This is a genomic window from Limnothrix sp. FACHB-1083, assembly GCF_014696485.1.
Lineage (GTDB): Bacteria > Cyanobacteriota > Cyanobacteriia > CACIAM-69d > CACIAM-69d > CACIAM-69d.
The window spans coordinates 72336-84787 of record NZ_JACJQD010000005.1; the positions used below are offsets into that span (position 1 = coordinate 72336).

Annotated in this window: 12 protein-coding genes; 8 read left to right on the top strand and 4 right to left on the bottom strand. The window is 55.2% G+C overall.

Annotation, left to right across the window (positions count from 1 at the left end; genetic code table 11):
- Nucleotides 1–92: 92 nt before the first annotated feature.
- A complete protein-coding gene (gene serS / locus H6F46_RS08145) occupies nt 93–1388 on the top strand; it encodes a serine--tRNA ligase (protein ID WP_190354487.1) in 1296 nt (431 codons plus the stop codon).
- 182 nt (nt 1389–1570) lie between these two features.
- Entirely contained in the window at nt 1571–2044 is a 474-nt protein-coding gene (locus H6F46_RS08150) for a J domain-containing protein (protein ID WP_190354486.1), read from the top strand.
- 6 nt (nt 2045–2050) lie between these two features.
- Here H6F46_RS08150 and H6F46_RS08155 read toward each other — a convergent pair whose 3' ends face one another.
- Complete coding sequence (locus H6F46_RS08155) at nt 2051–2272, bottom strand: hypothetical protein (protein WP_190354485.1); 222 nt, start codon at nt 2270–2272, stop codon at nt 2051–2053.
- Between the two features lie 170 nt (nt 2273–2442).
- On the opposite strand from H6F46_RS08155, the gene H6F46_RS08160 reads away from it, so the two are divergent.
- The 4 genes from H6F46_RS08160 (at nt 2443) to H6F46_RS08175 (ending at nt 6820) form a co-directional block, all read left to right on the top strand.
- The gene (locus H6F46_RS08160; protein ID WP_190808234.1) at nt 2443–2628 is read left to right on the top strand and encodes a hypothetical protein; all 186 of its coding nucleotides are present in this window, start codon (nt 2443–2445) and stop codon (nt 2626–2628) included.
- Nucleotides 2629–3018: 390 nt separating this feature from the next.
- Nucleotides 3019–3528 (top strand): inorganic diphosphatase, encoded by a 510-nt coding sequence (locus H6F46_RS08165; protein WP_099533103.1) that lies wholly within the window; start codon nt 3019–3021, stop codon nt 3526–3528.
- A 286-nt stretch (nt 3529–3814) separates the two neighbouring features.
- Nucleotides 3815–5380: a phosphatidylserine/phosphatidylglycerophosphate/cardiolipin synthase family protein gene (locus H6F46_RS08170; RefSeq protein ID WP_190354484.1), complete on the top strand. Its 1566-nt coding sequence runs from the start codon at nt 3815–3817 to the stop codon at nt 5378–5380.
- Nucleotides 5381–5695: 315 nt separating this feature from the next.
- Nucleotides 5696–6820, top strand: a complete 1125-nt coding sequence (locus H6F46_RS08175) for a glycosyltransferase family 2 protein (protein WP_158234414.1) — start codon at nt 5696–5698, stop codon at nt 6818–6820.
- Here H6F46_RS08175 and H6F46_RS08180 read toward each other — a convergent pair.
- Nucleotides 6724–7791, bottom strand: coding sequence for a serine/threonine-protein kinase (locus H6F46_RS08180; protein WP_190354483.1), 1068 nt, complete (start codon nt 7789–7791; stop codon nt 6724–6726). The two genes, H6F46_RS08175 and H6F46_RS08180, sit on opposite strands and share 97 nt — an antisense overlap.
- Nucleotides 7792–8129: 338 nt before the next feature.
- On the opposite strand from H6F46_RS08180, the gene H6F46_RS08185 reads away from it, so the two are divergent.
- Nucleotides 8130–8849 (top strand): heme oxygenase (biliverdin-producing), encoded by a 720-nt coding sequence (locus H6F46_RS08185; protein ID WP_099533078.1) that lies wholly within the window; start codon nt 8130–8132, stop codon nt 8847–8849.
- A gap of 224 nt (nt 8850–9073) precedes the next feature.
- On the opposite strand, the gene H6F46_RS08190 is transcribed toward H6F46_RS08185, so the two are convergent.
- Together H6F46_RS08190 and H6F46_RS08195 are read right to left on the bottom strand one after the other, a co-directional pair.
- Nucleotides 9074–10159, bottom strand: a complete 1086-nt coding sequence (locus H6F46_RS08190; protein WP_190354482.1) for a glycosyltransferase family 1 protein — start codon at nt 10157–10159, stop codon at nt 9074–9076.
- A gap of 315 nt (nt 10160–10474) precedes the next feature.
- A complete protein-coding gene (locus H6F46_RS08195; RefSeq protein WP_099533076.1) occupies nt 10475–10666 on the bottom strand; it encodes a hypothetical protein in 192 nt (63 codons plus the stop codon).
- Nucleotides 10667–11138: 472 nt separating this feature from the next.
- Here H6F46_RS08195 and H6F46_RS08200 point away from each other — a divergent pair, with 472 nt between their 5' ends.
- Nucleotides 11139–12353 (top strand): acyl-CoA dehydrogenase family protein, encoded by a 1215-nt coding sequence (locus tag H6F46_RS08200; protein WP_190354481.1) that lies wholly within the window; start codon nt 11139–11141, stop codon nt 12351–12353.
- Nucleotides 12354–12452 lie beyond the last annotated feature (99 nt).

The following is a 12452-nucleotide window of genomic DNA, read 5'->3' on the forward strand; positions in this document are numbered from 1 at the left end:
ACGAGAAATGGGCCGGGGCGATCGAGCAAGGGTAAACCAGCCGATAGAATGGTTGCACCTCAAGATATTACTGAAAACAGCCCCCATCGATCGTGCTAGACCTGAAGCTACTGCGTGCGAATCCTGATGATGTACAAGCACGCCTGAACCACCGTGGCCAATACGACATTGCTCCGATTTTGGAACTCGATCGGGCAGTGCGTGACTTGGAACAGCGGCGCAATGATCTCCAGGCCCGCAGCAACGAAATTGGCAAACTGGTGGGCCAAAAGATGAAGCAAGGGGCCGATCCCCAGGGGGCAGAAGTGGCGGCCCTGAAGGAAGAAGGCAACCAACTGAAGGCCCAATTGGCAGAGCTGGAACCCCAGGAACGGGACTTGAAAGCGCAAATTGAAAGCGCCCTGATGACCATTCCCAACTTGCCCGACCCCACCACCCCGATCGGGAAGGACGAGGACGACAACGTGGAAATTCGGCGGTGGGGCGAGGCACTGATCCCCACGCGATCGGACATTTTGCCCCACTACGAAATTGGCGAAAAGTTGGGTTGGTTGAACTTTGAACGGGCCACCCGCATTGCCCAAAGCCGATTTGTGGCGTTGATTGGTGAAGGGGCCGCCCTGGAGCGAGCGTTGATTAGCTTCATGCTCGATCGCCACATTGCCGCCGGTTATCAGGAAGTGTTGCCCCCCATCCTGATTAACTCCGCCTCGTTAACCGCCTCGGGCCAGTTGCCCAAGTTTGCGGAGGAAAGTTTCAAGTGCGATCGCGATGATCTGTGGCTCGCGCCCACCGCTGAAGTACCGGTCACCAGCCTTTACCGCGATGAAATCTTGACCGATGATCAGTTGCCGATTTACCACTGCGCCTACACGCCCTGTTTCCGGCGCGAGGCCGGCAGCTATGGGCGCGACACTCGCGGACTCATTCGGTTGCACCAGTTCAACAAAGTGGAGCTGTTTAAGTTTGTGTCGCCGGAAACCTCGGAGGCAGAACACCAACAATTGCTCCAGGATGCGGAGGGCGTGTTGCAGGCCCTGAAGCTGCCCTATCGGGTGTTGCAACTTTGCACGGGAGACATGGGTTTCTCGGCCCAAAAGTGCTACGACTTGGAAGTTTGGCTGCCCTCCCAAAACAAATATCGAGAAATTTCCAGTTGCTCGAACTGTGGCGATTTCCAAGCCCGTCGGGGAAATTTGCGGTTTAAGGAGGCGGGCAAAAAGGGAACCCAATTCCTGCACACCCTCAATGGTTCCGGGCTGGCTGTGGGCCGAACGATGGCGGCAATTTTGGAAAATTACCAACAACCGGATGGGTCGATCGCCGTGCCGGAAGCCCTGCAACCCTACCTGGGCGGCAAAACGGTGCTGGGAGCGGCAACCCGTTAACCGCTCAACACAGCACCACCGCAGCACCACCGCAGCACCACCGCAGCACCACCGCAGCAAGGGCGGAGAGGCCATCACAGTACAATCAGGAAACCGATCAAACCGGAATCTTGGTTAGCGGCTATTGACCGTTGATTAACCCTGATTCAGCATTGGGTTCATCAAAATTGGGTTCGTCAACTATGGCAGGCGATCGAACGGCACAGTCTGGCTCTCTTGATCCCAAAATGACCTACTACGAACTTTTGGGGCTGCATCCCTCGGCGGATGTGATTGAAATTCGGCGGCAATATCGCGAACTGAGCAAGGCCTATCACCCGGACACGACCGAGTTGCCGCTCCCGATCGCCACGGTCAAATTTCAAGAGTTGAACCAGGCCTATGCGGTGTTGAGCAATCCCGATCGCCGGGAGCAATATGACCTCTCGATCGGCTATTCCCGCTGGACGGTGGTGCAGCCCTGGCAAAATTTGCAGCCCCCCAGTTCCTTCGAGTCTTCCAATTTGTACTTGGATCCGACCGATCGCCCCCTATCCGGCGGGGAACTGTTTGCCCTGTTTACGCTGGGCCTGTCCTTTGTGGGCTGTTTAGCGTTGGTGTTGGTGGTGGGAATTTTGCGGGGAGAAATTTCCCTCACCCAAATTGCTGGATTGTAGGTTTGGTCAAGTTCCCAACACCAACCCAGCCTGGGGACTTGCTACGATGATCGGCACGGTGTCTCCCGGCGGCCCGATTTGACTGGATGAATCGATCGCCCATCGAGCTGGTGGCGGCCCGAGCTGGGTTGTGAGGGGTGGGTTTTCTGCCCGATCGACCCGCAGCCACGGCCAACCCCAGCCCCCGATCGCTGGTTTACTCAGCGGAGATCCGATTGCTGATTTCAAACTTCCCTATGGATAGTGACGGTAGTAGTCGTCCGCTCGAACCGCTTTTGCATTCTGCCTTCCCCCTCCGTTCTCCATCCAATCGCACCCTAAAATCGCCCCAAAATTCAGCCTCAGCCTCTGTCCTAAACTCAGCCTCAAAATCTAACGATCCTCCATCCCCCGTTCTGTTGTCGCGTCCGGCGATGTTGACGGAACCCCCCTCGGCGGTTTGGGCCCGCTGTTTGGGAACGACGATCGCCCTGTTAACCCTGACCTTGCCTTGGATGGCGGTGGTTTATTCCAATTGGGATGCGATGCCCTCCACTGCCCTGCCAACACCAGCGGTCTTCCGTGCGGAACAGCCGATGCCTTAATCGCTCAAGCGAGCTTTGGGCCCTGGATAGATTCGCAAATTGGACAAATTCGCAAAATAGATTCGCAAACTGGATAGATTCGCAAAATAGATTCGCAGTGCTCAGGATCCTGAGTGTCGATCGTTCTGAGCGACCAATTCCGCCGCCCGATCGCCGGTTGCTACCCCTGGGGTCGCGCTCCATGCAATTATTGGAGGGCCAAAAGGGGCGCTCCGATCGCGCCCGGTGTCTGTCAGGATCGATGCCCAACCCTCGATTGCCTGAGGGTTAAGAAGCTGGGCCCCAATCCAGCCATTGCAGGGAGTCAGTGATGATGGACGATCGAGCGCGATCAATTGGAGTTTGCTCTGGCGCAAGCAAGTATTCAAGCAAGCTTTTAGGATCGAGACCATGGATCTGTCGCGCATTCCTGCCCAACCGAAGCCCGGAATTGTGAACGTGCTGGTGGAAATTCCCGGTGGCAGCAAGAACAAATACGAGTTCGATAAGGATATGCAAGCCTTCGCCCTCGATCGGGTGTTGTATGCCTCGGTGCGCTATCCGTTTGACTATGGCTTTATTCCCAACACCTTGGCGGATGATGGCGATCCCCTCGATGGGATGGTGATTATGGATGAGCCGACTTTCCCCGGTTGCGTGATTGCCGCACGCCCGATCGGTTTCTTGGAAATGGTGGATGGGGGCGATCGGGACGAAAAGATCCTTTGTGTTCCCGCTGCGGATCCCCGCTATGCCGGTGTGAACTCCCTGAAGGACATTCACCCCCACCGCTTGGAAGAAATTGCTGAATTCTTCCGCACCTACAAGAACCTGGAAAAGAAGGTGACGGAAATTCTCGGTTGGCAAGAGGCGGACAAGGTGGCGGCGCTGGTTGACAAGTGCGTGGCTGCTTACCAGTAATTGCGCAGTTAACCTGGCCTAATTCAAGTTGGCTGAATTCAGGTTGGCCTAATTCAAGTTGGCTGAATTCAGGTTGGCTAAATCTAGGTTGGCTAAATTCAGGTTGACTTACAGCCCTTACCCCAATTACTAAGCACAGTTGACCGTAGGGTGGGCATTGCCCACCAAACCGTTGCTTCATGGCATCTGTAATATGGCGTGCCAATAACTCTAGGTAAAGGCTGTAACTGCTTAAGTTGACTGAATTCAAGTTGGCTTGATTTGGCTCAACTCGTGTGGCTCAACTTTGGCTGAACGAGTTGCTCAACAGCTCAACAGTCGTTGTGGACTAGTTGCCGTTCAACGGGCGATCGGGGTGATGGAAACGAACGGATGGGCGATCGGGCGGTTGAAATCCTGGGCGAGTCTTTGGACGTTTAGCCTTTTGGGTGCGATCGCCCTGTGGGGTTGCGGGTCGGCGGGCCCTCAGTTTCAAGGGGGATCCTTGCCGCCGGCCGCTGAATTCAACAACTCAGCCGGTTCCGCCGAAAGTCGTCCTTCCCCGATCGCCCAACCGGGCCCCGTGCGGGCATTTTTTAATCACAATCCTGCTAGCCAATATCGAGATCCCTACCGGGGCATTGAGCGATCGGGCGATGACCTTGAAGGGCGAATGGTGCAGTTGGTCGCAAGTGCCCGATCGACCGTGGTGGTGGCCGTGCAGGAATTGCGCTTGCCTCGGTTGGCCCAAGCCTTGGTCGATCGCCACCGGGCCGGCCTGCAAGTACGGGTAATTTTGGAAAACAGCGCCAGCCGTCCCTGGAGCAGCTACAGCCCGGAGGAGTTGGCGCAACTGAGCGATCGGGAGCGATCGCGCATTGAAGATTATTTCCGGCTGGGCGATCGCAACGGCGATGGAACCGTCAGTGAGGCGGAGGTGCTGGCAACCGATGCCATGGTGATGTTGGCCCAGGCCGGCGTGCCCACCCTCGACGACACCGCCGATGGCTCTAAGGGATCGGGCCTGATGCACCACAAGTTCATCGTGGTGGACGGCAATCGATCGATCATCACCTCCGCAAACTTCACCCTCAGCGATGTCCATGGCGACATGGGCCGGCCCGCCAGTCGTGGCAATCCCAATAATCTGTTGGAAATTGACAGCCCCGTGGTGGCCGGTTGGCTGTTGGAGGAATTTGGGCTGATGTGGGGAGATGGGCCGGGCGGCCAGCCCGACAGCCGTTTTGGCACAAACAAGCCCCTGCGCCCCCTACGATCGACCCAAGTGGGTGATGCCACCATTGGCATTCAGTTTTCACCCATGAAAACCGCCGTTCCCTTTGCTGAACGCACCAACGGAGTGATTGCGGCCACCGTGGGCCCAGCCACCCGATCAATCGATGTGGCCCTGTTTGTCTTTTCTGAGCAGGCGATCGCGGATGCCATGGAAACCGCCCACCGCCGAGGAGCCAAAGTGCGTGTGTTGGTGGATCCCAGCTTTTTGGCGCGGGACTATAGCGAAGCGCTGGATCTGTTGGGGGTGACCCTGCGCCGCAGAACCTGTGAACTGGAACCCAATCAGCGGCCTTGGAACCCGCCGATCACCACCGTTGGTTCCCCGGAGTTGCCCATGGGCGACCTGCTGCACCACAAATTTGGCTTGGTGGATGGGCAAACGGTGGTGACCGGTTCTCACAACTGGTCGGCGGCGGCCGATCGCCTCAATGATGAAACCCTGTTGGTGGTCAAGCACCCGATCGTGGCGACCCTGTTTCAGCGGGAGTTCGATCGCCTCTGGAGCAACGCCACCACCGGCCTCACCCCGAAGCTGAAAGAGCGCCTCGCAGCCGATCGGGCCCGCTGTGGTTCCTAGGGGTTGCCTCAGCCCATTCAGTAAATTCAGCCTATTCAACGAGTTCAGCAAGTTCAGCGCATCCCGAGCTTATTCAGCGCTTGACCCAGCCCGTTGCGGTTCTTGCAGCTTCCTCCATGCCCCGATCGTGACCCATCAAAAACCCGATCGAAAACAATCACGAATTGCGTTTTAGGCGGATTGGGCCAATTCCGCGTGAACTTCAGAAATGGGGAAGACAATCAGATCTACCAGATCTACCAGCAGCCCCAAGCCTGAGGCTATGCTCAAGGCACGATTTCTTCCCGGTTTAGTTGATTTCTGATGGCCCCACCCATGAATGCCGTCCCCACTGCATCGATTATTATTCCCGCCTATAACGGGGCAAAAACCATTGCTGAAACGATCGAATCCGTCCTGAATCAGACTTTGCGGGACATCGAAGTGATCGTTGTAAACGATGGTTCCACCGACAACACCTCCGACGTGGTGCGGCAATTCACAGACCCCCGCCTGAAGCTGATTGAACAGGAAAATGCTGGTGTGGCCGCTGCCCGCAATCATGGGGCCATGGTGTCCCGAGGGCGATATCTAACCTTTATTGATGCGGATGACTTGTGGACATCGGACAAGGTAGAAGATCAGGTTAATGCCCTTGAAGCCAACCCAGAAGCCGGAGCCGTTTACAGTTGGATTGATTGGGTTGATGAAGAGGGAAATTATATTCGTGACGGGGGCTTTATTGACACGGAATATAACACCTACTTACAGATTTTATTGATTGACATTGTGCAGTCGGGATCAAACACAATGATCCGACGCGATGCCTATTTTGAACTGGGAGGCTACGAAGGATCGCTGCACCCGGCCGAGGATTGGGATTTTTGGTTGCGCTTGGCGGAATCCTATGAGTTTATCTGTGTGCCGAAATTACAGGTACACTATCGCCAGGTCAGGGGTTCCGCCTCCACCAATGCGATCAAGATGGAGCAGGTGAGCTTGGCGATCATTAACCGAGAGCGCCAACGCCTCAGTCAAAATCCAGCCGATCGCAAGCGTTTTGGCAAGCTGGTGCAAATGACCCTGAATAATCGCTATAAATTTCTGCTTTATAAGGCGATGGATGGGGGAATTCACCGCAACCGTGCTTTTTTGGCCCTGCGCTATTTGGCCTATTGGATTTGGCGCGATAATTGGGAATTTGTGCGGGAAAACCGTGATTGCACCATCAAGATTTTGACCAAGATTTTGGTCTTTATCTTTTTGCCCAATCGGTTGGCTTGGAAGTTTGTTTATCGCTACCGATCGCACCTGGAAATTGAAAAGGCAGTGCTCTGGACAATTAAGGTCAAACTGCCCGAGTTCTATGAAAAATTGCCGCCGGAAGATGTGCCAATTCGAGTCAGCCAAAAGCGCTTGGCCCGATCGCGATCGACCGCCATGGACTCTTCTCGACGGTAGGGAGAAGGGGGCATGGTGCGGATGATGTTGTCTAAGTCCGCCAGCACTTCCAGAGCGCTTTGGTAGCGATCGGCAACGGCCGGTTGCAAGAGTCGATCGAGCACCAAGCCCAACCCTTCGCTCACCGAGTCAGACACCGGCAAGTGCTTCCGTTGGGACGCATCTAGCGAATCTCCATTGCCCGACAGCTCATCTCGCCATTGGGCCAACTGTTCTCGCCAAGGCCACTGGCCCGTCAGGGGGTTGTATAGCTCCTCCGGTTCCACACCGGTCAGCAGAAACACGCAGATCGCTCCCACGCTGTAGAGATCGCTGGCGGGATAGGCCTGGCCGCCGCGCAATTGCTCATCGGGGGCATAGCCAGCCGTGCCGATTTTCGTGCCGGGGCGGCTTTGGGTGTTGGCTTCCAGCACTTTGGCCACGCCGAAATCGATCGGGACAATTCGCTGATCCCGCTGACGACGAATCAGGTTCAAGGGCTTTAAATCTCGGTGAATCGTGCTGCGATCGTGCACAAATTGCAACACGGGCAGCAAATCCCGCAGGAAAGCCAGCAGCTTGGCTTCGCTGAACGGGCCCGATCGTTGCAATTCCCGATCGATGGTTTCCCCGGCGATATATTCCTGCACTAGGTAGAGATAGCCCCCTTCTTCAAAAAATCCCAACAGGGCGGGAATTTGGGGATTGTCGCCCAAATCTCGCAGCCGCAGGGCCTCGCGGGTGAACAACTCAATCGCCTTGTCGCGGCCAGCGGGGGTCTTGGCACTGGGCAAAAATTGCTTAATGGCGCAAGGGGTATCCAACCGATCGAGATCGATGCCCAGGTAGGTCCGTGCAAATCCGCCACGGCCCAGGGGGCGAATGGCGCGGTAGTGCCCCCGCAACAGCAAGGGAGCACCGCAATTGAGGCAAAAATTCCCCTGATCGGGATTGTGCGGGCGATCGCACTGGGGGTTTAGGCAAAAACTCACAGTCAGGGATTCAAGCGAGGAGAGATACGAAAATGATTGATTTGATCAAACCCGATGATTTTGGTGCTTGTCATGATTCTTAACCATAACGTTCAGAAAATCCCGCTAATCTAACGATCGAGTCACCCAGCGATCGAGACAGGATTTTGCTTTGGCCGTCTTTCGCCGTGGTTAAGTGCTGCCCTGTGTCGGCAACCGTCGCAACCTAACTGTTTTCAACCTAACTGTTTTAGGGGCTCGCGTTCGGTAGGGGGTGTGGATTTCTCCCCCGCTGCCTTTGCCCAGGAACCGCACAAAATTGGCAAACTGGTATTCGCAGACTTCTCAACTTCTTTAACATGAGCGTCAATTTAGCAACCAAACTACGCGAAGGCACGAAAAAATCACACAGCATGGCAGAGAATGTCGGCTTCGTGAAGTGCTTTCTGAAAGGCGTAGTCGAAAAAAGCTCCTATCGCAAACTGGTGGGCAACCTCTACTTTGTCTACACGGCAATGGAAGAGGAAATGACGAAGCACAAAGATCACCCGGTTGTTGCGCCGATCAACTTCCAAGAGTTGTATCGCAAGAGCAGCCTGGAGCGCGATTTGGCTTACTATTACGGCTCCAATTGGCGTGAAGAAGTGAAGCCTTCGACCGCCGCCCAAGACTACATTGCTCGGGTGCGGGAAGTGTCGGCCACGGCTCCCGAACTGTTGGTGGCCCATTCCTACACGCGCTATTTGGGTGATTTGTCCGGTGGGCAAATTCTCAAGAACATTGCCGTGAATGCCATGAACTTGACCGATGGCCAAGGAACGGCTTTCTATGAGTTTGAAACCATCTCTGATGAGAAGGCTTTCAAGAACCAATATCGGGCAGCATTGAACGAATTGCCGATCGATGAAGCCACGGCCGATCGCATTGTGGATGAAGCCAATGATGCGTTTGGCAAGAACATGAAAATGTTCATGGAATTGGAAGGCAATTTGATCAAGGCGATCGGGCAAATGTTGTTTAACACCCTGACCCGCCGCCGCAGCCGGGGCAGCACGGAAGAGCTGGCCACCGCTGAATAGGCTAAGTCAATTGGCTTGACTGGGTAACGGACACTGGGGACAATTTATTACAATTTACTCAGGAAACCAGCATCCAGATTCAGGGGGCGATCGGGCGATCGTCCCCTGAATTGTTTGAGCGCTTGGCGTGGTGAAGAATGCGCAGACCAGTGGCTATTCCAGCACCTTGGGTTCGCTGGTTTTGTAATTACCAGCATCTTGCCTTCAAGGGGCCTGAAATGGCCTCAACACAATTGCCTGAAAACGGCCTGAGTTTGGGCTGCGGTTTTGGCCCAACTGAACTGACTGGCGCGATCGAGGCTGCGTTGGTGTAGCTCCTGCCAAAGTCGGTCATCGGTGGCCACCTGCACCATCGCATCGGCAATGGCGCGGGGCTGCTCCGGGTCAATCAACAACGCCGCATCGCCCGTCACCTCCGGCAACGAAGCCAGATTGGAGGTGATCACGGGCGTACCGCAGGCCATGGCCTCCAGGGCCGGAATCCCAAAGCCTTCCCAGCGGGTGGGAAAAACCAACGCGATCGCCTGGTTCAGCAACACCGGTAATTGCTCGATCGGCACATACCCTAAAAAGCGCACCCGATCGCCCAAACCCAATTCCGCAATTTGGGCCGCCAAGGCCGGTTGATAGCGCGGGTTCATGGGCCCAGCAATCCAAAATTGCCAGTCGTTGGCCGGAGCCGCCCGCAAAAATTGGGCAAAGGCCGCGATCGCCCCCGGTAAATTTTTGTAAGGATCATTGCGCCCCACATAGAAAAAATAGGGGCGGCGCGGCAGGTTTAAAAATCGATAGCGATCGGCGTTGTGGGCTAACGGAGTGACAGTAATTTTCTGGGCAGGAATTTGGAAAAAACGGCCCAAATCATCGGCCGTAGCCTGGGAATTACAGAGCAAATGGGTGGCCTGTTCAGCAACACGGCGCACATAATATTTGCTGTAAAGATGCAGGCGCGATCGGGGCGGAAAAAACCGCAGCGGAATCAAATCATGCACCATCACCAGGGTACGCAGGGCCCGAGTGCCAAACTGAATTGGGGCCTCGGGAACCGGACAAAACAGCAGCTCAACACCCGATCGACGGCACAGTTGCGGCAAGCGAAATTGCGTCCAAAACAGTCGCCGTAGATGACCCTTTGCGCCTAAATCTGAGGTCATGTTGGCGGGCACAAGCTGGTTACGAAACCCCGCCATTTCCCAGGGGCTAAATAGCAAAGGATCCCGCGATCGCAAATAGGGCAACAGTTCGATCGCGTAGGTTGCCAAGCCCGTTGGTTCGGGAATCGCAAAGCTCAAATTAATCGCAAGGGTCATGATGCAAAAACGGGCAAGCGGAAAAATTGCCCCCCAGGTTCATTGGGGCCAGAAACCAAAAGCACGCCCCAGAATCGGAGCGTGCTTTTGGTTATACAGTAGTTTGCGGAATTAAAAGAGTGATCGCTAAAAAAAGGCGCGATCGGGCATTCAAGAAAGGAATTGAAAAAGCAATTAAAAGGAAAGAAAAAACAAACAACTGAGTTTTGATTGCGCTTTAAAAACCACTCCGAAGAGCGTTTTTATTCAGATTGTTATGGTTTGTTGGTGGCGAATCACCAAGCCCCTTGATCAAGATGTCTTGACCAAAGCACCTTAGCCCAATTGCCGCGATAGCATTTTCTCGACGGTTTCTTGGGTTTCTCGCAGCAAGCGATCACGGTTTTCTTCCGCTTGGCCCGATGAAGGAACCAGGTTTCGCGCTTGCAAACTCATGTGCAATTGCAATTCGGCTACATAATCGCTGAAGCTTTCACGAACCGGTGCATCGCTTTTGTGGGTCAACATCGCTACTGCCAGAGAAGTAAAACGGCGTGATTCAAGCAGGTTGGCAAGCGGAGCCACTGTCTTCAAAATCTCACCAATTTCTAATTGATGTGGTCAACCAGTTTGATCAGTAATTTACGAAATTCACGATCAATCGTTCACCAATCAATTGGTATTACCCATCAGTTTTAGGAAGCGCTCATGATTAATCTGCGATTATCTTGAACTGATCTTCCGATGTTAATTTCAGCAAGCGAATTGACCGAAATTAAGGTTCCGAATGGGTGGGGAGATATTGATGGCGGTTGGCGCTTTGCTAACCGAGAAGAAAGTTATCACGGCGCGTTTCGGGCGGCCTCGTTCGTGCAAGAAACCTTAACTTTAGAGTTAACATTTCGTTGACAACGCTGCTCAAACGCTGCTGGCCAGGGGGCGAAAACTCCCGGCCGTAGCACAATAGCCGTAAACCACTACTCATCCCCGATCGACCAAGGTGGAGCCATCTCAAGATATCAGCCCCAACAACACCGGCCCTCATGACACCAACGGCGAAGTCATCAACCATGCAGAGACCAACCACGCAGAGACCAACCCGGTGACCTCGGCGCTGGCCGCGACGGACGGGCCCAATTTGCCTGCTTGGTTAGAGCAAGCGGCGGCCCAGTTGCTGACCACCCTGGGGCCCCAGGCCGATTTGCTCGATCGCCAGCCAGAAGCCCTGACCGCGGCCCTCCAGTGGCTGGGGCAACAGGGTTGGTTAGCCCTCAAAGTGCCCATCGAGTGGGGCGGCAAAGGCCTGAACGAAGCGGAATATGGTTGGTTTCGGGAGCAACTGGCTCGCTGTTCCGGTGCTTTAGCCTTTTTGCAAGCCCAGCACCAAACCGCAGCGGCGCTGATTGCCTCCGGAGACAATGACAACCTCAAAACCCAATATTTACCGGCGATCGCGCGGGGCGATCGACAATTGGGCATCGCCTTTTCGCATCTGCGGCGGGCGGATGATCCCCCGATCGAGGGGCGTGCCGTGGCCGGTGGCTGGGAAATTACGGGCACGGCTCCTTGGGTGACCGGGGTGGGGCACTTTCCCGAGGCGGTGTTGGCTGTGCCGACGGCGGCCGGGGTGCTGTTCGGCATTGTGCCGCTGACGGCGGTGGAATCGGGCGATCGCAACATTCAGCCGCAGCCGCCCATGGTGTTGGGAGCCATGAACGCCACCCACACAGCAGCAGTCACGTTCGATCGCTGGCTCATTCCCGAAGCGGCCGTGATCGGCCTCAAGCCGATCGACTGGATTCAGCAACTCGATCGCCGGAACGCCCTGCAAGGGGTCTACTTCGCCCTCGGTTGCACCCAAGCGGCCCTCGATCGGCTAGCGGTGTTATTCCAGGAAAAACGCCTGCTGACGATCGCCGTTGCCCACGACACCTTGCGCCGGGAGTTTGACCAATTGCGGCAACAGGTCTATGGCCGCCCGATCGACAAACCCTATGCCCAAAAACTGCAACTGCGGGCCCAGGCGATCGCCCTAATGGGCCGAGCCACCCAAGTCGCCCTCGTGGCCCAAGGGGGGCGAGGCATTCTGGCCACCAACCCCGCCTATCGATTGCAGGGCGAGGCTAGCATTTTTGCGACCAGCGGCCAAACGCCCGATATTTTGGCAGCAACGCTGGGGGCAATCGTGGGTAAATCGCCAATGGCCATTGATTAATTGATTAACGGTTATGGATTAACGGTTATGGATTAATGGGCATTAATTAATCGCCCTTTCATCCATCATCAATCGCAATTCAAAGATCGAAATTCAAAT